This window comes from Psychroserpens sp. NJDZ02, from assembly GCF_004843725.1.
Taxonomy (GTDB): Bacteria; Bacteroidota; Bacteroidia; order Flavobacteriales; family Flavobacteriaceae; genus Olleya.
Window position 1 is genome coordinate 2,007,923 of sequence record NZ_CP039451.1, and the last position, 21,323, is coordinate 2,029,245.

Here is a 21,323-nt window from a genome sequence, read left to right on the forward strand (position 1 = left end):
TTAAATTTGCTCTCACTAAGTTTCGATTATAAATCTATAATTAACTATAAATAATCTATATTATGAAAACCTTAAAAATTACATTAGTAGCCATTTGTTCAATCGTATTATTAACAGGAGTAAGTGCTTTAAATAAAACGATACCAAATAAAGGTAATACCAATAAAGAAGTGAAAACTCCAGAAGTTAAATTGTTAGTGTTAACAGAAATTAAAGGAAAGAAGAAGCCGACTAACGGATAGTATAATTATTCAATGTACTTATGAAAAAGCTTTTAGTTTAGATTGAAAGCTTTTTCATTTGATATGTTTTTATTACTTATTAGTAGTTTATTTATTATAATTTTGAGTCACTAAATACTTATAGGGTTTTGTTTAGACTTTTTTTATTCTTTTTCACGTTTTCTCTAGCTCATGGGCAGGTGAAAATTAGTAATTCCAAGTTGGATTCTATATTGAAATATAGAAATTTATCTAATGATAATAATTTTGATATTGATATTAGGATTGTTAATGCTAAACATGCTGTTTTACTATCCAAAAAATATAATATAGATTCGACAATACTGTATAGTAATAAGAAATTGTCATACTTATATCTATTAGAGGATGACTTCGTACCATTAAAATCTATTAATAAAGAAAATTTAATTTTAGCAAAAAGACTAAAAGATTCTGCTGCTATGGCAGATGCTAATTATATTCTTGGTTATATTAGTGATGAAGAAGTGCAATTAGATAGTGCTTATCATTATTATTATAATGCTGTAAAGATTTTTAGCAGTCTTAATAATTATGAAAAAGAAGGAGAGTTATTGCTAAATATGGCTAACATTCAGGAATCTGAAAGAGACTTTGTTGGAGCAGAAATAAATGCTATAAAAGCAAAAAAGATAATAGAACTTCTTCCAGCTAATGACAATAATTTGCATACGCTTTGGTCTATTAATAATTTGATTGCAACTATATCTGGTCAGTTACAGTTATATGATAAGGCTTTAGAGTATCACGACCTTGCTATTGTTAATGCATCAGAAATGAAAGACGGCTACTATAATTTATTATACTCAAAAAGTAACATAGCTTCTACTTACAGACGAAAAGGATTGTATGTTGACGCTAAAGATAAATTTACCGATATTCTTAAGGATGAAAGATTGAAGAGTAACGACTCTTCATCGTATTCTGTTATCACCGCCAATTTAGCTTATTCAAAATACCTAATTAATCCGATTGATCCTGATATCAATCCGTTGTTTATGGAATCGATTAGAATTGCTAAAAAATTAAATGATCAATTAACAATGATGTCTTCAGGGGCTTATTTTGCGGAGTATTTAAACACAATCGGTAAAAAAGATTCTGCTAGGTATTATAATAATTTGTCATATAAAATTGCTAAAAAAGCGAATGTAAATGAGGTTATTCTTCAAACACTAGTAACAAAAGCGAGTATTGATGTGGATTCCTCTAGATATTATTTAACGGAACACATAAAGCTTAATGATAGTTTGATCTTAGCAGAGCGTTCGATAAGGAATAAATTTGCCAGAATAGAGTTAGAGACTGCAGAAATAATAGAAGAGAACGAACAGATGTCTAGGCAGCGACTTTGGTTAATTATAACCTCTATTGGTCTATTAATAGTCTTATTTTTTCTGTATATAATTAAATCTCAGAGGGAGAAAAATAAAGAACTGCAGTTAGAAAGGCAGCAACAAGAAGCTAATGAAGAAATTTACACACTTATGCTGTCTCAGCAAGATAAAATTGACGAGGCTAGGGGGCTTGAGAAAAATAGAATTTCGCAAGATATTCATGACGGGATATTAGGTAAGCTTTTTGGAGTACGTTTAAGTTTAGATGGTTTAAATTTAAGTTCAACAACAGAAGCTATTAAACAACGAAGTGTTTATATTACAGAACTTAAAAATATTGAGGAAGAAATAAGAAAGGTGTCACATGAGTTAAATTCAGATTTTATTCAAAAAGAAGGTTATTTAAATATTATTAAAACTTTGGTAGAAGCTCAAATGACAGCTTATGGGATTGCTTATAAGTTGTACATTCAAGAGGATATTAAATGGGATAACTTAAATAATAAAACTAAAATACATGTTTATCGCATTTTGCAGGAAACAATGCAAAATACTTATAAGCATGCAAAAGCGACATTGGTTGACATTTCATTTCAATTAAAAAATAATGTTCTAATCCTGACTGTTGTGGATAATGGAGAGGGTTTTGATTTGCAAAAAGCGAAGAAAGGAATAGGATTGAAAAATATAGAGACTAGAATACAGGAAATTAAAGGGGAATTAATTATTGATAGTATAATAAATAAAGGAACCAAAATAATAATTAAAGTGCCAGCATTAGAGAATTAACCTATGGATAATACGATTTTAAAAATATTAATGGTAGACGATCACCCTATGATCATTGAAGGTTACCAGCATACATTATTAGCTTCTAAAAAAGAAAACCAGACCTTAGAAATAGATATTGCTACAGATTGTGATTCTGCTTTAGATGCTATCCAAAAATCAAAAAACATTGGTAAACCGTACGATATTTATTTTTTTGATATTAGTATTCCGAAGTCAAAAGATGGTATTTACAAATCTGGAGAGGATTTGGCTAAGTATGTTAAGCAATCGCAGCCAAAATCTAAAGTGGTAATTTTAACCATGTTTAATGAAGTGTACAGGATACATAGTGTAATTAAAACGATTAACCCGGAAGGCTTCTTGATAAAGAGTGATTTGACATCTAGTGAATTGGCTAGTGCTTTTGATGTTATTCAAAATAACCCGCCGTTTTATACAGGTACAATAAACAAGATTATAAAAAGAAGTATTTTTAATCCAATAGAAGTGGATGACTTAAATCATAAAATGCTATATTTTTTATCTTTAGGTGTTAGAACAAAAGATTTAGTGGGGCACCTTGGTATAACCTTAAGTGCAATAGAGAAGCGTAAAAAAAACCTTAAAGAACTGTTTGCTGTAGACGACGGTAAAGATGCTACTTTGATTGATTTAGCTAAAGAGAAAGGTTATATTTAAGGTTAAATGTTAAAACTTAAATTTTCTTTTATAAAAAAAAACCGTTAAGTGTTAGTGTATCGCTTAAACGTGTGGTAAAAACCACAATTAGACTGAGGTTTTTACCGTAATAGTACAGTGTAGTATTTTATATATTTGTGGTATAACTTTATATAAGTTAATTTTTATTCCCTCAAACTTTGTTTGATTAGTAGTCTTACATTTACACACAGCAAAGCAGCATCCCTCGATGCTGCTTTGTGTATTTAATAATGTAGGTTAAAGATTCTATGAAAGTAGTAATAGCGACTATAGATCATAATAAGATACCTGTTCTTAGCTCTAAGTAAAAACTAAATACGACCCTTAAATTTTTATCTATATTAGTATTATTAGATTTTCTCCAATCGATGGAGTCTCAATCTGGCCTATTATAAATACTTCTGTTGCAATTAGAGTTCATGATAGTGCAAAGTAATACAAAACATTTTTTTTAAAAAATTAATAACTTAATTGCCCCTTGATAGAGCGTCCGTCATATATAAGTGCCGAAATTCAAGCTGACTTAAGGGTAGGTATGGTGGAATAGATAATATACCTGTAACTGAATCTAAAATCATAAACATGAGCTCTAAGAATATAAATTAAACACCTCTGTTTGTTTTTATATAAGGTTCGACTAATAGTGTTGCGTACTATTTTAAACTAAGAAACTAGTTTAAACTAAATAATTAGTTATATTTGTAGTGTTCAACTAAATAATTAGTTATAAAAAATGAAAGCACTTACCAAAGCCGAAGAAGATATCATGCAAGTTTTGTGGCAGTTAGAAAAAGCTAATGTAAAGCAAATTATTGAAGAATTTCCTGAACCAAAACCAGCGTACAATACAGTCTCTACCATTGTAAGGATTTTAGAATCCAAAGGCTTTGTGGATTATGAAAAGCAGGGAAAAGGGCATGTGTATTTTCCGTTATTAAAAAAACAAGATTACAGTAATCAGTCTATTAATAAGCTTGTGGATAATTATTTTCAGGGGTCATTTAAAAGTATGGTATCCTTTTTTGTCAAAAAAAATGACATTAGTTTAAACGAGTTGGAGTCTGTTTTAAACGAAATCAATAAAAAAGAAAAGCTATGATGTACTACGTTTTTCAAACGATGCTATTTCAACTACTATTTTTAATGGTTTATGATCTGTTTCTAAAAAAGGATACATTTTTTAACTACAACAGAGCTTATTTATTAGTCACGTCTGTATTGTCTTTTGCTATACCATTTGTAAAAATAGAGGGATTTAATAATATTATTCCATCCAATTACATAGTTGCCTTGCCAGAAGTTTTTGTGGGTAATACAGGTCAAGCAATTTCCAAAGTTAAAAGTTTTAAAGGGTTTTGGTCGACTTCAGTAATGACTATTACAAATTTATATATTTTGGTTTCGGTTGTAATGCTAGTCTTCTTTCTAATCAAGCTAATAAAAATAGTTAGGATAATAGCGGTTAATCCTAAAACAAAAGAAGATGACCTTACCATTGTTCATCTAAAAAATTCCGATTCTGCTTTTACTTTTTTTAATTACGTGTGTTTAGGCGAGGCGCTTTCTGTAGACCAAATACAACATGTTTTAGCGCATGAACGTAGTCATGCTAATGATAAACATACCTTGGATTTACTTTGGTTTGAAATCTTAAAAATAGGTTTTTGGTGTAACCCATTAGTCTATCTATATCAAAACAGAATAAGTAATCTACATGAATATATTGCCGATCACAATGCGGTAAAAATTGGTGAAACAGAATATTACCAACAGTTATTACAGCAGGTTTTTAGTGTCAAAAACTGTGCTTTTATCAATCCATTTTTCAAACAATCATTAATCAAAAAACGAATCATTATGTTGCAAAAATCAAAATCAAATCAGACGCATTTAATTAAGTATTTATTAATAATCCCGATGGTTTTGGGGATGTTAGTGTATTCTTCTTGTTCCAATCAGGATACCGAATCAGAAATTTTAGATAATAATCAAGTTTTACAACCAATTATGACAATTATAGAAGATGTTGATGTAGAAGATAAGAGGAGCGCAGAACTAGACGTGCCTTTTTCAAAACTAGATCAGTCTCCTATGTTTGAAGCTTGCCTATCAATAACGGATAAATCTGAACAGAAACAATGTTTTTCAGACCAAGTAACAAGACATATTGCGACTAATTTTAATACAAAATTAGGCAAGGACTTAGACTTAGAGAAAGGCGTAAAACGTATTAATGCCATGTTCAGAATTGATAAGGATGGCTTGGTTTATGACGTTAAAGCGCGTGCGCCTCATCCTGATTTAGAAACAGAAGCTATACGTGTAATTAATAGTTTGCCAAAAATTACTCCAGCTATGCACGAAGGTAAAACGGTAAACGTTACTTATGCTTTGCCAATTATTTTTAAAATTAATTAAATGAAGCGGCTGTTTATTGTTATAGGTTTATTGTTATTGTTTTTTAATGCTAAGGCTCAAACCAATGTTTTGGCTGTGGCAGATAGCTTATACAACTATGGTAGTTATGCTAAGGCTATTAGTTATTATAACCAGCTTGAAGACGCGTTACCGTATTCACAGCAAATCGCAAAATCATATGTGTTTTTAGGAAATTATGATCAAGCAATAACATACTATAATAAAGCATTAAACAGTAATCGGAGCAATGCGCTATTAAAATTTGAACTGTGTAAATTACTAATACAACCCAGTAAGTTGCAAGAGGCTGAAGTGCTGCTATTAGAGTTGGCTATTACAGATGCTGATAATCCTAATTATCAATATTATTTAGGTGTAGTGTCTAACGCTTTAGAGCAGTACATAAGTGCTCAAGATTATTTTCTTAAGGTTTTTGAGTTAGATGACTCAAACCAAAAAGTGATATATGAGTTAGCTAAATATAATTTAAAAAATAGGTCCTTTGATAAAGTTACGTATTATGTCGAAACGGGTTTGAAAACATATCCTAACAATAAAAAATTAATAGCACTTGGTGGGCAAAGTTTTTATCTGAAAGAAGATTATCATAAAGCGATAGCTCAGTTTTTAAAGCTAGTAGCGTTAGGAGAAACCACAAAGTTTGTTTATCAAAAACTAGGACAAGCTTACGGTAAGGTTTATAATTATAGTAAAGCTATTCTGTATTTAGAAAAGGCATTAGAGCAAGACCCTAAAGATGCTTATAACCACTATCAATTAGGTTTAAACTATCAAGGAAATAACAATTATCTGTTAGCTGAACAGCATATATCAGAATCTATTAAATTACAAGAAAACCCATTAGATGAAGCGTATATAAAATTAGGCGTTTTGTATAATTTACAAGAAAAACATGCTGATGCTATTCAAGCTTTTACTAAAGCAATAAAAGAAAATCCAGATTCTGAAGTACCTCATTTTTATAGGGTTTATACTAAGTTGGTGTTTTATAATAATTTGGAGCCGAAAGTAGAGGAGATAGAGTCGTTTAGTAAGCGATTTCCTGATAGTAAATACATACCAATTTTAAATGTAAAGCTTTCTGAATTAAAAAGTCAAGCCTTTCAAAATAAAGCCGAATAGTTTGAGTTTTATGTAAAAATAGATCGCTTTGTCTAAAAAAGAGTAAATTTCGTCTGTAAATGAAAGTTTTTTAATGGGTTTTATAAATTTGTTTTAAAATTACTATATCTTGATAATTCTAATTAAAAAATAGGCTCGTATGAAAAGATTTCTACCTTTAGTTTTTGTGTTATTATGTTTTACAACAATGTTACAAGCGCAAATAAACCAAGATTGCAAAAACACGTGTACAATAGATAAGATTGTTTACGAAACAGCTTTTTTAGGTGTACAATTTGGAAGTCCATGTAATAAAGAGAGTGATTCAGACAAAGGGGTTGTTATTTTAAAAGTAATTGAAGGTACTGCAGCAGCAGACAATAAATTACAGCCTTATGATCTTGTAGTGGCAATTGATGATTTAGAGGTCAATCGCCGGGGTGATGCAATGAATGCTGTAAAAGCATATCAGCCTTTTGATACAGTTCGGTTTACTATTTTAAGAAGTGGAAAAACACTTTTAAAAACAATTACTTTAGGTGCTAAAACAAGCAAAGTAATACAAGAGGTTGTATGTTGTGATGAAGCAATATCTTCTTTATCTAAAGAAAATATAAGTTTATATCCAAATCCTGCAGTTAGTGCATTAAATATTGCATTTAAGGAAGTGATTCAAGGCGATTATAATTTTGCTGTTTATATGACTAATGGTGTTTTAGTAAAGCAATATAACAAGCGTTTTGTTAAAGGTGATTTAAATGAAAATATTAACGTTGATAAATTAGAGGACGGTGTCTATGTTTTAAAAATCACGAAAGACGATTCAACCTATTCTAATTTGTTTGTAGTTAAGAGGAATTAATAGATTCAAGTTTTAGTCACCTAAAAAAGTTGTATTTTTCCGCTATATTACTTATTTTATGAAACAAATAGCTGTTTTTTCACTCTTTTTAGTAATGGCGTCTTGCCAGTACTTGGACGTGAAAAAAACAAGCTCGGAAGCTATTTTTGAAGAAGAGCTAAAAACATTTAATTGGAGCGAAGTTGATAATTATCCTAGCTTTTTAGTTTGCGATGACCTACAGGTTAAGCAAGATATTAAAAACTGTTTTGAAACAACGCTAACTAATCATATTTCGGAAAGGCTTCAAGCCGAAACTATTATTGTTAACCAAGATGTTAATGATACTATTATGTTGTCTTTTTTGATTTCTGAAAAAGGTGAACTTCAAATTAAAGCTATAGAAATTGATAGTATAACGACACATGAGATTCCTAGTTTAGAAGCTTCAATAACCGAAAGTTTGAATACTTTACCCAAAATATTTCCGGCAGTAAAGCGAGGTCAGCAAGTTAAAACGCAATTTAAATTACCTATTATATTAAAGGTTAACTAATGTTGATTGTTATTTAAATCTGAATAACAAACGTTTTCAATTTAAACTTTAAAGCTTAATCTGGCGTAAAAGTAATCCAACTAAAAATCTTTAAATAATAAGTTTATCAATTGAAGTCAATCGTTTTATAAATTAAATTTATAGCCCAAAGCAAAATCTAACGGGAAATTATCTGCTGTGTCTTGAAGCGCTGCAAATAAATTATCATACACAAAAGTAATAAAGCCATTACCAATTTTAAAATCGGCTCCAATACCAAAAGTTAAAGGGATATCAAAACTGGTTGATGATTTTTCTTCTTTGTAAAAAGTGCCTGGATCAACACTGTCTTCAATAATATATGCTGTTTTTGAGGCTGTGAAGGTTGCGAATTTTGTTTGCGCATAAATATTAAATTTGGAGGTATTGATAAATCTAAAGCGATATCCTAAGGCTATTTGGGTCGCGCTATAATTAAAATCATCTGTATCTCCTGTTGTTCTTATGTTTAAAAAACCAGCATGTTTAGGTATTAAGTTGTCTTGAAATAACTCTAATTCTGCGCCAAATAGTGGGACTGTTTTGTTGTTAGGATTCGTTATAAAAGGATGGTTTGTTAGACCTCCAAAAATGCCGAGCCTAGTTTTTAATTTCGGTTGACTATTATTAAACGTGTAATTAGGATCGCTTGCAGCGTTAGACTTGTTGATAAAGTTTTTTAAACTATATAAAGTTAGTTTGACTTTAGAGGCATCCGTATTGCAAAGGGTTTCTAGCGTAGTTTGATACATGTTGTCATACTTGTTATTACTTCCTTTTGTGTTGGTTAATTCGGTTAACTGTTCCTCTTTATTTTTAATAAAGTAACGGAATTTACCATCAAAAGTATTCCAAAGTAAATCAAAATCTCCTTCAACCTCAGTGTTAAGCACTAAAGTTTCATTGTTTACAGTATAGGTTGTTTGGGCAAAACTAAGTGTCGTTATAGTTAGTGCTAAAAATAAAAGTAGTTTTTTCATAACGTAGTAAGTAGGTTTAGTGCTAAAGTAAGATTTTTTTTAGAAACTGTACTATTTCTTAAAGGACCTGCCTTTCCATTTATACATTGAAAACATTGAGATAAATGCAACATAAACACTGAAAAAAGGATAGATAAAACAACTCCAAGTATAATGTTTTAGTGTGCTTTCTTTGTCGAAAAATTGACTAGTTTTATAAAGTAATAAAAAGTCAACAGCAATTTTTATAAAAAATAGATAGGCAAAAGGTTTAAGTGCAAATAGTTTAAAGATTACTAAAACAAATCCTATAACAATACTTGCGTTTGCGACTAAAACTAAGACTCCAACAAGTTTGGCAAAAGTGTTGTTATAGTTGCTAGTTTTACTAGCCCAGCGTATGCGTTGAGATAGTAATGTTTTTAGTGTTTTTTGTGGTTTAGTAATTACAATAGCATGTTCGCTTTTTAAATATGTAACTGCTTTTTTATCGTGTTTCAGAGCTTTTTCCATTAAGAAAATATCGTCGCCACTAGCAATATTCGTGTTGCCTTCAAAGCCTTTTAAAGTTGTAAATAAGTCTTTTTTGTAAGCTAAATTTGCGCCATTACATAAAAAAGGTTTGTTGATTCCAAAAGCACTAATGGTTGCGCCCATTAAGCTTAAAAAGTCTAACGTTTGAAAAGCGTTTAAAAGACTAGAGTTTTCTTCGTAATCTACAGGTCCAGCAATCATTTCTGACTTGGTAGTCTCGATACAATTATCAAAAGTGTCTAACCAATAATTTGGTACTACACAATCGGCATCTGTAGTAATGATCCATTGGTTTTTGGCTTGCTTTATAGCAGTAGTAATGGCATCTTTTTTTGGTGAAATGGTATGTCTTTGATTAGTTATGATTTTGATGTCAACTGTATTAGTTTTGTTTTTAGATAATAGCCTTTTTATTATTTCGACTGAATCATCTTCAGAGTCGTCATCGACTAAAATAACCTCAAATAAACGCTCAGGATAATTCAATTTTAAAAGTGAGGTCAATAATTGCGGTAAATTTTCGGCTTCATTTCTAAATGGAATAATAACTGTAAATGTAGTTTTGGGTGTGACATCTTGCAATCTAAAGGGTTTTACTTTGTCAAACCCAAGAATAAAAGTTCCTATTAAAAAAAGATACAGTATAATAATGATAACAAAAGTAATAACCATTAGTTTTAGTTTTTTGGTAAATTAAAATTTAATACAAAATAACTTCCAATTATACTAGGGAGTGCAAAATTTAACAACCACATCAAAAGCACGCAGCTTAAAACAGGTAGTTCTGTAATGCCTGCCAAGCCAAAAAGATATATGGCGATACTCCCTTTAATTACAATATCAAGAATTGAAATGGTTGGAATTATAGAAGCTAAAAAGTATAATGTTGTTATGATAGTCATCGCGTCCCAATAATGCAATGGTACGTTAAAAAGGGATAAGATAAAGTAAAACTGAAACGAGAAAATAGCATAACGCAATAATGATAGGGATAGACCTATTATTAAATAATTAAGGCCTAAATCAGCTATAAAAGGACGTGTTTTTTTTATACAAAGGCCTTTGGTTTTATGTTTGGTTTGCTTTAAAACAAAGATGGAAAGGACTAAAAGAATTATAATTATAAGAACGGTCCTTGAAATATTAATATAGTTGATATTGATATTATAGGAGTTGTAATAGAAAAGAAAACCTATACTTCCCAATATTACAGTAATACCCATTTGCATTATGTTGCTAATTAGATTTACAAATAAAATGCGTTTTCTGTATGGTTTTGAGTAGTAAATAGCTTTAGCGCCATATTCGCCAATACGATTTGGTGTAAACAAGGACGCTGTTAGTGATCCTAAACTTTGTGCTAGGGCTTCTGAAAAGGAAAGGGTTTTAATTTTGGAAACTAAATAGCGCCATTTTGTGATTTCAAAAAACCAGTTGAATATAGATAGACCAATTAAAATCAATACATTTTTTATAGATAGTAGATTGCTATCGTTTAAAAATTGCCAAAAGTCATTAAAATTTAAACCATCGTTATTAAGCAGTTTGTGATAAATAAAATAAAAAGCGCCAACAACTATACTTAATTTAATAAGTACAAAAAAGAATTGTTTAGTTTTGTCAGGCAAGCTTTTGTGCATAATATAGGCGCCAATTTAGACGTTTGCAAATTAAACTAAATTATTACACAATGTTATCTACTATCAAACACTATTGTATTATTCTAATGACTGTTTTAGCAGTAAGTACAGCTAGCGCACAATTAGAAACAAGTAAATGGAAAGCCTTAGTTTCTTTGGGTATTAATAGTCCGTCGCAAGGAGGGGTGGTTGCTCCCTTTGAAGCCAGTACTATTAACTTTCCGACAATTAATTTAGGGCTTCAACGTATGTTTACACCACAATTGGGTGCTAAATTAGATTTTGGTTATAATCGTTTTGCAAATGCAGATGATACACCAGAATTTAAAACTAATTATACCCGTATTAATTTACAGTTCGTATACGATGGGACTAGATTTTTTAGCTTTTTACCAATTGATACAGGTGTTGTTTTTCATGCTGGTCCAGGCTATTCTATGATTAAACCTTTAGGAGATTACGGTAATAATAAAACCTCGTTTTTAAACGGAATGGCGGGATTAGAATTTCATTATGGGCTTAGTCGATCAGTTTCGGCTTTTTTTGATGCGTCCTATATTTATGGGTTTGGAAAAGATTTTGATCCAATTAGAGAAGGTTTCGGGTCGTTTAATGGAAATATGTTAACTGTAACTGTAGGTGTGTCAGTGTCGTTAAGTGGTTGTTATACTTGTAATTAAATGAGCAAAGAGCAAATTATATTAGGAATCGATCCGGGGACAACGATTATGGGGTTTGGTTTGATAAAGGTGGTCAATAAAAAAATGAGTTTATTGCAGTTGAATGAATTAGACTTAAAAAAATATGATGATCATTATCTAAAACTGAAACTTATTTTTGAACGTACCATTGAGTTGATTGAAACATATCATCCAGATGAGATTGCTATTGAAGCGCCCTTCTTTGGGAAAAATGTACAAAGTATGCTTAAGTTAGGTCGGGCACAAGGTGTGGCTATGGCGGCTGGGTTGTCGCGAGAAGTTCCGATTACTGAGTATGCACCCAAAAAAATTAAAATGGCCATTACAGGAAGCGGAAACGCGAGTAAAGAACAGGTTGCAAAAATGTTGCAAAGCATGTTAGGAATTAAAACCTTACCAAAAAATCTAGATTCAATGGATGGACTTGGAGCAGCTGTGTGTCATTTTTATAATCAAGGTCGTGTAGAGATAGGAAAGAGTTATTCTGGTTGGGCAAGTTTTGTTAAACAGAATGAAAAACGAGTTAAAAAGTAATTCTGTCATTTCTGTTTGGTCAGAGAACTATTTTAAAAGTAATCACTTAAGGATAACCGATAATTAAAAATGTCAGGAATATACATACATATACCATTTTGCAAGCAAGCATGTCATTATTGCGATTTTCATTTTTCGACATCAATGAAAAAGAAAGATCAGCTTATTTTCGCTTTAGCGAAAGAAATGGAATTACGTAAAGACGAGTTTAAAAATACAACAGTAGAGACGATCTATTTTGGAGGAGGAACACCAAGTGTGTTGTCTGCAGACGAATTGCAATATTTGATTGATAGTGTCTATTTAAACTATAAAGTCATAGATAACCCTGAAATTACTTTAGAGGCTAATCCTGACGACTTAATTATAGATGCTGATGTCGCACTGAGCGCAGTTGAAGTGCAATCCTTGTATCAGTCAAAATTTGAAGACTTAAAAAAGACAGGGATTAATAGGCTTAGTATTGGTGTGCAGTCCTTTCATGAAAAGGATTTAAAACTCATGAATCGTGCGCATAATGCAGAGGAAGCTAAACGTTGTTTACAGTTTGCGACACAATATTTTGATAATATAAGTTTAGATTTAATCTATGGGATTCCAAATAGTACAAATGCAGAATGGTTAGAAAATATCCAAACAGCACTAAGTTTTGGAGTGCCACATATTTCTAGTTATGCTTTAACGGTCGAGCCTAAAACAGCGTTAGCTAGTTTTATAGCAAAGGGAGTTATTGACAATGTGGATGACGATTTGGCGCATGACCAATTTCATATTTTAATAGAAGCGCTTAATCTAGCGGGTTTTGACCATTACGAGCTGTCTAATTTTGGTAAAAAAGGCTTTTACAGTAAAAATAATAGTGCGTATTGGTTAGGTAAACCCTATTTGGGAATTGGTCCTTCTGCGCATAGTTTTAATGGAGAAGAACGCGCGTGGAATGTAAAAAACAATTCGATTTACATTAATAAGATTACCCAAAATGAACAACCTTTGGAGATTGAAACTCTAACCTTAAATGACAAGTATAATGAGTTTGTTATGACGGGATTGCGTACTATTTGGGGAGTGTCTCTAAATAAAATAGAAAAACAGTTTGGGAAACCCTTTTTGGAATACTTGTTGCAACAAGCTAATCAGTATATAGATAAACAAATGTTGTATATTGAGGATGACAACTTAAAAACAACTAAATCTGGTAAGTTTCTTAGTGACGGGATTGCTTCCGATTTATTTATGCTGAATTAATTTCAGTATCTTAGAATTAATTTGTATTATTTATTTTAGACTTATAACTAACCTTAAAAAGTAACTGAAACAAGTTCCGCTTTAATGATTTCTACAATAACAATAAACACTAAAAAATACACAGTAAATTTAGCACAGCCCTTAGATATTTCTATGCCACTTCGTGCGTCAAAAAGTAATGTAAATGCATGGTATGTTGATGCGCCTACAATAGAGCCTGTTAAACTTAACGATTGGACAGCAAGTGTAAAAGAAGGTGCTTCAATTAATTTTAATAATATTCAGTTTAACCCACATGCTCATGGGACACATACAGAGTGTGTTGGACATATTACAGAGCAGTTTTATAGTGTCAACAAATGTTTAAAACAGTTTTTCTTTTTAGCAGAAGTTGTTTCTGTGGCGCCAGAGCAAGTTGGTGAGGATCAAGTGATCTCAAAAGCTCAATTGCAATATCTTTTAAAGCAGCGTAAACCACAAGCATTGATTATTAGAACAATGCCAAATACTAAAGCAAAAAAATCTAGACAATATTCTAATACTAATTGGCCTTATTTAACCGAAGAAGCCGCTGTTTTTATTAGAAAAATTGGCGTAAAACATTTATTGATCGATTTGCCAAGTGTAGATAAAGAGAAAGATGAAGGTAGGCTTGCAGCACATAAGGCTTTTTGGGATGTGGATGGTGTTATTAGAAAAGAGGCTACTATTACAGAGTTTATTTATGTTGCTAATAAAATTGATGATGGGAAGTATATTTTAAACCTTCAAATTGCGCCAATTGAAAACGATGCAACACCAAGTAAGCCCATTTTATACAAAATAGAAAAATAGATGGAAACATTTTTTACATTAATTATAGGCGGTATCGTTGGGTTAGGTATTTATACGTTATACAATCACTTACAATCTAAAAAGAAAGTGACTGCGCAATCCGTTATATTATTAGACAAGATAAAAAAGGTATGCAAGTTTATTACTGTAGAGGGTGATTTTGCTGAGATATACCATTATGAAGATGTTAAAGAACGGTTTTTAAAACTTGTATCAAGTAAGAAAAAAGCATTAGTTGTTATTAACGCAAAGGCTTATGTTGGATACGATTTTGATAAAATAGAATTAACATCTAATCATAAAAAGAAGATAGTTACTATTAGTCATTTTCCTCAACCAGAAATTTTATCCATAGAGACTAATATTAATTATTACGATAAAAAAGATGGCTACTTTAATAGGTTTGAAGCTACCGATTTGACTAATTTAAGCGAAGAAGCTAAACAGCACATTAGAGATAAGGTGCCTGAAAGCGGTTTGTATAATGTAGCCCGAAAGGAGGCGTTGGAGTCTTTGCTTCTGGTAGAAAATATTGTGGAAACCATAGGCTGGAAATTAGATTATAGTGCCTTGATACTAAAATCTAATGAAAAGTTGAAATTAAAATAACAGTAATTTGTCGATAATTTTTGCTTTTAATCTGTTTGTGATCTTTTTTATACTTATCTTTATTGAGACCTATTTTTGTTTTAATACATTAATTTTCAATAATTTAAACTCCAGATTATGAATAAGTTTTTACAATACATCAACGAGACCTTAATTAGTTTAGATATTCCAGTTTTAATCAATTTGGAGAGTAAAGGAGCTAACAAAGGGCTAAAAAAAACGTCTTTTAAATCCAAATCAATTGAGCAAAAATAAATCTTATCTTGTTTTATAATGGATATAGAACAACTTAGAGGTTACTGTTTAAATAAACCAAGAGCGACAGAAGATTTTCCTTTTGATGCTAATACGTTAGTGTTTAAAATTTCAGGTAAAATGTTTGCTTTAGTACCTTTAGAGAAATGGGATAATGGGTTAGCATCTATAAACTTAAAATGTGATCCTGAGTATGCTATAAAACTTCGTGAAGCACATGAGAGTATCGAGCCTGGTTGGCATATGAGTAAAAAACATTGGAACACGTTGTATATTTATAAAAACGGGCTATCACCAAAACTTATTTCTGAGTTAATTGACCATTCTTATGATATGGTTGTAAAAGGAATGACTAAAAAAATGCGCTTAGATTTAAAGCTGTAAAAGGTTGTTAGTCGATACTAAACAGTGATTAAGCGTTAGTAACTGTGTAATTAAAGAATAGTACTTCTATAGATTAGGGATAAAATTATTTTTGAAGAATAAATACCTCAAAATATGATAATCCCTCAAGTTCAAACACTATTAAAAGTGTTTAATCAAAAACACGAAGCTAGTCCTTGTCTTAATGTAGCTAGCTTAAAATCAGACTTAAAATTAAATAGTTGTAAATTGTTGCATTCCAGTTTAAAACAACTTGAGTTTATTTCTTTTTTAGAAGTTCATTTAAATAAAAAAGATTTAAATGAATATCCATTAAATTTTTTATTAGAGTTAGATAAGGTTAAGCGCCATGCGAGGAATAACGCTATAAAATCGATAACATATTATAAAAGTTAAAATACTCAATTTCCATTCGTCGACACTTAAAGGTTATTCAGCATTACTAAAACAGGTATAAGCGAAATTTATATTTTACAACGGAGATTAGTATTAGTTTTGTAATATATTAAATTAAAACACCCTCGGAATGTCAAAAACACTTAAAATTCTTCTTATTGAAGATGATATGATTGAAAAAATGAAGTTGAATAGAACAACTTCAGCTTTACAATTAAATCACCATATTATTGAAGCCAATAACGGAGAAGAAGCATTAGAGCTTTTAGAAAATAAAGATAATTTACCAGATATAATTTTACTTGATTTAAATATGCCGAAAATTAACGGTATAGAGTTTTTAGGTATTCTAAAAAAGGACCCTGTTCTTAAATATATTCCTACAATTATACTAACGACGTCTAACAATCAAAAAGATTTATTAGAATGTTATAAAATTGGTGTTGCAGGATATGTTATTAAACCATTAAAATATGAAGATTATGTTAGTAAAATTGAAAAATTATTAGCATATTGGAGTATTAATGAGTTAATTGTAGTTTAAGAATGAAAGGAATTGTTTTTACAGAATTTTTAGAGTTAGTAGAAGAAAAATTTGGATTAGAGATGGTGGATAACATTATTTTAAGCTCTGATTTAGAATCTGAAGGCGCTTATACCGCTGTAGGAACTTATAGTTTTTCTGAAATGTTACAACTCCTTCAGCATTTAAGTGCTAATACAGGTATATCTATAGATAACCTTTTGTTGGTTTATGCCGAGCATTTTTTTAGTGTGATAGAAAAAAGTTATCCTGGATTATTGGCAACATATAAAGATCCAATTGAGATGATTTCATCCATTGAAAACCATATACACGTTGAGGTCAGAAAAATTTATCCAGATGCAGAATTACCTACGTTTGTAGTTGAGGAAAAATCCGAAAACGATTTAACCGTTATTTATAAGTCAAGTAGGGCTATGCATCATTTTGGTTTAGGGTTAATGAACAAGACGTTTGAGCATTTTAATGCAACAGCTACAATAGAATTGCAAAAAATAAAAGAAGACGGAACGGAAGTTAGATTTGTTATTCATAAAAACTAATGAGTCAAAATCAAATAGAGGTACTACAACGAGCGCTACTAAGAGAGAGGACAGCCCGTAAGGCTGCAGAAAAAATTCTTGAAGATAAATCAAGAGAGCTTTATGAAGCAAATCAAAAATTAGAAGCAACCAATACACAGTTAGAAACCTCTTTGACAAATGCCGACTCACAACTACAAGGCGTTTTTGAAAACATTGTTGATGCGTACGTAATTACAGATTTATGGGGGAATATTCTTAAAATGAATGATTCAGCTGTAAAACTTTTGGGTTTTAAAGATGTTAATGTGGATTTTAATCTGCTTGAAATGTTAGATATAACGGAGCAAGATAAAGTGCAATCATGGTTTGAAGGCATGAAAAAACAAGGGACTTCTACGGATTTTCATGTCAATATAACAACGGTAGCTAACCAGAAAAAGCTAGTACATATTAACTCTAGCTTAATTTATGATGATGGTGTTGCAGTGGCTGTGCAAGGAATTGTAAGAGATATAACTGTTGATAATAAATATAAAAAAAGTATAGAAGCCGAACGTTTAAAGTATAGCAACATTATTGCTAACATGAATTTGGGGCTTATTGAAATAAACAAAGCCGGAGAAATTTTGATGATTAATCATAGTTTTTCAGAATTATCTGGTTATAAAGAGGAAGAGCTTATAGGGAAACAAGGGGCTGTTATATTTCCTTTTGATAGCAAAGGTGTAGAATTAATAGAGGAAGAAAGAAGAAAAAGAGTTAATGGCGAATCCAATTCGTATGAGCTCCAAATAAAAACTAAAACTGGGGAAGCTAGATATTGGCTAGTTAGTGGAGCGCCAAATTTAAACCTGGAAGGAGAGCAGATAGGGTCTATTGCTGTAGCTTTAGATATCACGGATTTTAAAAATCTTCAGAATCAAAAAGAGAAATTACTTAGTAAACTTGAAAAAAGTAATGATGAGTTGCAGGAATATGCGCACATAGTTTCTCATGATCTAAAGTCACCATTACGAAGCATAAATGCATTAGTAAGTTGGTTAAAAGAAGACAATCAAGGGAAGTTGGATGATGTAAGTCTTCAAAATTTTGGACTTATTGAGACTACTTTAGAGAAGATGGAGCAGTTAATTACGGACGTACTAAATTACTCTAGTGTTGGAGCAGATAACTCTGTTAAGGTAAATGTGGATTTAAATAGTATGGTTAGCGAGCTGGTTAGCATGTTGTATATTCCAGATTATATAGAGATTAAGAGTCTTAATATTTTGCCTAATATAAAAGGAGATAAGACCAAGTTACAACAGGTGTTTCAAAATTTAATTAGCAATTCGGTTAAGTTTATAGATAAAGAAAAGGGGAGTATTGTAATTGATGTCGAAGATTTAAAAAGTCATTACAAATTTTCAATAAAAGATAATGGTATTGGTATTGATAAAAAGTACCATGATAAAATATTTAAGATATTTCATTCGTTAAAGAAGAGTAAGGATTCCTCAGGAATTGGATTGTCAATTGTCAAAAAAATTGTCAATTTACACGAAGGTGAAATATGGTTAGATAGTGAGCCAAATGTAGGAACTACTTTTTATTTCACATTAAAAAAATAGCAATGAAAACAGTACAGTTAGTCAAACATAAGGATCAAGAGTGGCAATATGTTATTGGAAAGCAAGACTTAAAAGCACCTTTGGTTTTAGTTTTTGGTAATCGGTATCTGTTGGAGGATAGTTTGGTTTATGAAGAGATTAGACAACTTTTTCCTGATGGGCATATTGTTTTTGCGTCTTCATGTGCAGAGATTTCATCAAATACAGTAAATCAAGATAGTATTACTATTACTGCTATCGAGTTTGAAAAAAGCAAGTTTGTAATTAAAACTAGTAATGTTTTAAATTCAGATTTAGATAGTTTTAAAACAGGAAAAGAGCTTATTGAACAATTGCCTCAAGAAGACTTAAAATATGTATTTGTAGTCTCAGAAGGTAGTTTTGTTAACGGAAGTCAGCTAACAAAAGGAATGAGTGCTTCTACGGATGATAATTTAGTAATTACTGGAGGTTTATGTGGAGATGATGCACGTTTTGAAAAAACATTAGCGTCTTACAATGAGAGCCCGAAAGAAGGCGAGTTGGTAGCTATTGGGTTTTATGGAGATACCTTGGAGATTTCATTTTCAATTTACGGGGGATGGACACCTTTTGGTCCAGAACGCATCGTTACAAAATCGAAAGACAATACCTTATATGAGTTAGATGGGCAACCAGCATTAGATTTGTATAAAAAATATTTAGGCGATAAGGCTAAAAATTTACCAGGAGCAGCGTTGTTGTATCCACTAAACGTAACATCCATAGGTGAAAAACAATCCATTGTTAGGTCTATTTTAAATATTAATGAAGAAGAGAATGCTGTGGTTTTAGCTGGAGATATTAAAGAAAATTCTAAAGTACAGCTGATGATGACAAATGTGGATAATATTGCAAATGCATCAGAGCGTGCGGCAAAACAAGCATTAGGTTATAGAAAGAATAAACCGGAGTTAGCGATACTAGTTAGTTGTATTGGTAGGAAGTTGGTATTAGATCAGCGTGTGGAAGAAGAGGTGGAAGAGGTTATTAATGTGTTGGGTAGCGATACAGTGATCACTGGGTTTTATAGTTATGGAGAAATTGCGCCTTTCCATGGAGAAATGGCTTGTCAATTGCATAATCAAACCATGACAATAACGCTAATTAGCGAATAATGAACTCATTATTAAAAAGACAAATACGTAAATTTTTAAGTGAAGAACTTAAGAGTGATACAGATTTGACGGCGTTTATTAATGCAGTGGATTTGTCTTATAATAATTTTGACGAACAATCAGTAATGATTCAACGAGCTATGGCTATTAGTTCTGATGAGTTATATAGTGCTAATAGAAAATTACAGCAAGAAGCTGATGAACAGAAAGAAGTTATTGATAAACTAAAAAGCGTTATTAATACACTTAAGTTTTATGATTTAAAAGAGGGAGAAAAGCCTGGGGATGTTGAGTTAACTGGTTCTAGTTTAGTTGATTTTATTGATAATCAAACCAAAGAGATTATCGAGATGAACAAGCAAAAGCAGTCTATGTTAAACGAGTTGGCGCATCAAAATCAAGAACTTAGTGATTATGCACATATGGTGTCTCATGATCTAAAATCACCATTACGTAGTATAGATGCATTGACGACCTGGTTGTCTGATGATTATAAAGACGTATTGGATGCTAATGGAAAATCTACTTTACAACTGATTAGAAATAATGTTGAAAAAATGGATACTCTAATTACTGGTATTTTAGACTATTCTACGATTGGTAAAAACGAAATAGAGATTTATGATGTTGATGTAGATAAACTTATTGACGATATGTTAAATAGTATTCATATCCCACAGCATATTAACTTTACAAAAACCAAGTTGCCAATAATAAAAGGTGATAGATATAGGCTGCAACAATTGTTTCAAAATCTAATTTGTAATGCTGTAAAGTATAATGATAAGGCGCAAGGTATTATTAATATTGGAGTCGAAGATAAACCTGATTATTGGCAGTTCTTTGTCCAAGATAATGGTAAAGGTATTGAAGAAACCTACTTTGATAAAATTTTTAAAACCTTTTTAAAATTAGAAAATAACCCCGAGTCTTCAGGGATTGGACTATCTATTGTAAAGAAAATTGTCGAATTATATGGTGGTAAGATATGGCTTGAATCTCAAGTTGATATCGGAACTACATTTTATTTCACCTTAAAAAAAGCCCCGAATGGAACAGCCTAATCAATCTTACATTAATAATTTGTCTGGAGGTGATGAAGCCTTTAAACAAAAACTAATAGATATCATCAAAAAAGAGTTTCCGGAAGAGAGACAGGTCTATTTTGATAACTTTAATGCTAAAAAATATAAGTTAGCTGCAGATAATGTACATAAACTTAAGCATAAAATTAGTATTTTAGGGCTTGAGAAAAGTTATGAGGTTGCAGTGGCTTACGAAATAAGTTTAGAAGACGGTAAAACGGACGAAAAAGAACAATTTGAAGCTATATTAGACAGTATAACCAAATACCTTGAAGATACTAAATAAAAAT

General features: G+C 31.0%; 25 protein-coding genes. 22 read left to right on the top strand and 3 right to left on the bottom strand.

From position 1 onward, the window contains the following. The first annotated feature begins 62 nt into the window (after nucleotides 1–62). From E9099_RS08725 to E9099_RS08760, 8 genes are all read left to right on the top strand, one after another. Nucleotides 63–242 (top strand): hypothetical protein, encoded by a 180-nt coding sequence (locus E9099_RS08725; protein ID WP_136583268.1) that lies wholly within the window; start codon nucleotides 63–65, stop codon nucleotides 240–242. A gap of 212 nt (nucleotides 243–454) precedes the next feature. Next, nucleotides 455–2,386 carry a sensor histidine kinase gene (locus tag E9099_RS08730; protein WP_240788979.1) on the top strand — a complete coding sequence of 644 codons (1,932 nt, stop codon included), beginning with the start codon at nucleotides 455–457 and terminating at the stop codon, nucleotides 2,384–2,386. A gap of 3 nt (nucleotides 2,387–2,389) precedes the next feature. After that, complete coding sequence (locus E9099_RS08735; protein ID WP_136583270.1) at nucleotides 2,390–3,067, top strand: response regulator; 678 nt, start codon at nucleotides 2,390–2,392, stop codon at nucleotides 3,065–3,067. 754 nt (nucleotides 3,068–3,821) lie between these two features. Continuing rightward, nucleotides 3,822–4,187, top strand: coding sequence for a BlaI/MecI/CopY family transcriptional regulator (locus E9099_RS08740; RefSeq protein WP_136583271.1), 366 nt, complete (start codon nucleotides 3,822–3,824; stop codon nucleotides 4,185–4,187). Then, entirely contained in the window at nucleotides 4,184–5,506 is a 1,323-nt protein-coding gene (locus E9099_RS08745; protein ID WP_136583272.1) for a M56 family metallopeptidase, read from the top strand. The genes E9099_RS08740 and E9099_RS08745 overlap by 4 nt, the downstream gene beginning before the upstream one ends. Next, a complete protein-coding gene (locus E9099_RS08750) occupies nucleotides 5,507–6,649 on the top strand; it encodes a tetratricopeptide repeat protein (RefSeq protein WP_136583273.1) in 1,143 nt (380 codons plus the stop codon). A gap of 139 nt (nucleotides 6,650–6,788) precedes the next feature. Then, nucleotides 6,789–7,490, top strand: a complete 702-nt coding sequence (locus E9099_RS08755; protein ID WP_136583274.1) for a PDZ domain-containing protein — start codon at nucleotides 6,789–6,791, stop codon at nucleotides 7,488–7,490. 58 nt (nucleotides 7,491–7,548) lie between these two features. Beyond that, entirely contained in the window at nucleotides 7,549–8,025 is a 477-nt protein-coding gene (locus tag E9099_RS08760; RefSeq protein ID WP_136583275.1) for a hypothetical protein, read from the top strand. Between the two features lie 125 nt (nucleotides 8,026–8,150). Here E9099_RS08760 and E9099_RS08765 read toward each other — a convergent pair whose 3' ends face one another. From E9099_RS08765 to E9099_RS08775, 3 genes are read right to left on the bottom strand one after another with little or no spacing between them, the layout of a single operon-like run. After that, nucleotides 8,151–9,023 carry a hypothetical protein gene (locus E9099_RS08765; protein WP_136583276.1) on the bottom strand — a complete coding sequence of 291 codons (873 nt, stop codon included), beginning with the start codon at nucleotides 9,021–9,023 and terminating at the stop codon, nucleotides 8,151–8,153. Between the two features lie 51 nt (nucleotides 9,024–9,074). Further along, complete coding sequence (locus E9099_RS08770) at nucleotides 9,075–10,208, bottom strand: glycosyltransferase (RefSeq protein ID WP_136583277.1); 1,134 nt, start codon at nucleotides 10,206–10,208, stop codon at nucleotides 9,075–9,077. 5 nt (nucleotides 10,209–10,213) lie between these two features. Next, on the bottom strand, nucleotides 10,214–11,176 hold the full coding sequence (locus E9099_RS08775; protein WP_136583278.1) for a lysylphosphatidylglycerol synthase domain-containing protein: 963 nt from the start codon (nucleotides 11,174–11,176) through the stop codon (nucleotides 10,214–10,216). Between the two features lie 50 nt (nucleotides 11,177–11,226). On the opposite strand from E9099_RS08775, the gene E9099_RS08780 reads away from it, so the two are divergent. From E9099_RS08780 to E9099_RS08840, 14 genes are all read left to right on the top strand, one after another. Beyond that, complete coding sequence (locus tag E9099_RS08780) at nucleotides 11,227–11,856, top strand: outer membrane beta-barrel protein (protein WP_136583279.1); 630 nt, start codon at nucleotides 11,227–11,229, stop codon at nucleotides 11,854–11,856. Beyond that, on the top strand, nucleotides 11,857–12,411 hold the full coding sequence (gene ruvC, locus E9099_RS08785) for a crossover junction endodeoxyribonuclease RuvC (protein WP_136583280.1): 555 nt from the start codon (nucleotides 11,857–11,859) through the stop codon (nucleotides 12,409–12,411). 69 nt (nucleotides 12,412–12,480) lie between these two features. Next, the gene (gene hemW / locus E9099_RS08790; protein ID WP_136583281.1) at nucleotides 12,481–13,656 is read left to right on the top strand and encodes a radical SAM family heme chaperone HemW; all 1,176 of its coding nucleotides are present in this window, start codon (nucleotides 12,481–12,483) and stop codon (nucleotides 13,654–13,656) included. 84 nt (nucleotides 13,657–13,740) lie between these two features. Next, nucleotides 13,741–14,490 carry a cyclase family protein gene (locus E9099_RS08795; protein ID WP_136583282.1) on the top strand — a complete coding sequence of 250 codons (750 nt, stop codon included), beginning with the start codon at nucleotides 13,741–13,743 and terminating at the stop codon, nucleotides 14,488–14,490. Continuing rightward, entirely contained in the window at nucleotides 14,491–15,099 is a 609-nt protein-coding gene (locus E9099_RS08800; protein WP_136583283.1) for a DUF4230 domain-containing protein, read from the top strand. A 117-nt stretch (nucleotides 15,100–15,216) separates the two neighbouring features. Next, nucleotides 15,217–15,354: a hypothetical protein gene (locus E9099_RS19185; RefSeq protein WP_168800731.1), complete on the top strand. Its 138-nt coding sequence runs from the start codon at nucleotides 15,217–15,219 to the stop codon at nucleotides 15,352–15,354. 18 nt (nucleotides 15,355–15,372) lie between these two features. Beyond that, complete coding sequence (locus E9099_RS08805; protein WP_136583284.1) at nucleotides 15,373–15,738, top strand: MmcQ/YjbR family DNA-binding protein; 366 nt, start codon at nucleotides 15,373–15,375, stop codon at nucleotides 15,736–15,738. Between the two features lie 114 nt (nucleotides 15,739–15,852). Next, on the top strand, nucleotides 15,853–16,134 hold the full coding sequence (locus E9099_RS19380) for a hypothetical protein (RefSeq protein ID WP_136583285.1): 282 nt from the start codon (nucleotides 15,853–15,855) through the stop codon (nucleotides 16,132–16,134). A gap of 130 nt (nucleotides 16,135–16,264) precedes the next feature. Further along, entirely contained in the window at nucleotides 16,265–16,678 is a 414-nt protein-coding gene (locus E9099_RS08815; protein ID WP_101015444.1) for a response regulator, read from the top strand. 2 nt (nucleotides 16,679–16,680) lie between these two features. Next, on the top strand, nucleotides 16,681–17,220 hold the full coding sequence (locus tag E9099_RS08820; RefSeq protein ID WP_136583286.1) for a heme NO-binding domain-containing protein: 540 nt from the start codon (nucleotides 16,681–16,683) through the stop codon (nucleotides 17,218–17,220). Further along, the gene (locus E9099_RS08825; RefSeq protein ID WP_136583287.1) at nucleotides 17,220–18,812 is read left to right on the top strand and encodes a PAS domain-containing sensor histidine kinase; all 1,593 of its coding nucleotides are present in this window, start codon (nucleotides 17,220–17,222) and stop codon (nucleotides 18,810–18,812) included. Before E9099_RS08820 ends, E9099_RS08825 begins: the two co-directional genes overlap by 1 nt. 2 nt (nucleotides 18,813–18,814) lie before the next feature. Beyond that, nucleotides 18,815–19,948 (top strand): FIST signal transduction protein, encoded by a 1,134-nt coding sequence (locus tag E9099_RS08830; RefSeq protein ID WP_136583288.1) that lies wholly within the window; start codon nucleotides 18,815–18,817, stop codon nucleotides 19,946–19,948. Then, complete coding sequence (locus E9099_RS08835) at nucleotides 19,948–21,012, top strand: sensor histidine kinase (RefSeq protein WP_136583289.1); 1,065 nt, start codon at nucleotides 19,948–19,950, stop codon at nucleotides 21,010–21,012. Before E9099_RS08830 ends, E9099_RS08835 begins: the two co-directional genes overlap by 1 nt. Continuing rightward, nucleotides 20,999–21,319 carry an Hpt domain-containing protein gene (locus tag E9099_RS08840; RefSeq protein ID WP_136583290.1) on the top strand — a complete coding sequence of 107 codons (321 nt, stop codon included), beginning with the start codon at nucleotides 20,999–21,001 and terminating at the stop codon, nucleotides 21,317–21,319. The genes E9099_RS08835 and E9099_RS08840 overlap by 14 nt, the downstream gene beginning before the upstream one ends. Nucleotides 21,320–21,323: the final 4 nt, after the last annotated feature.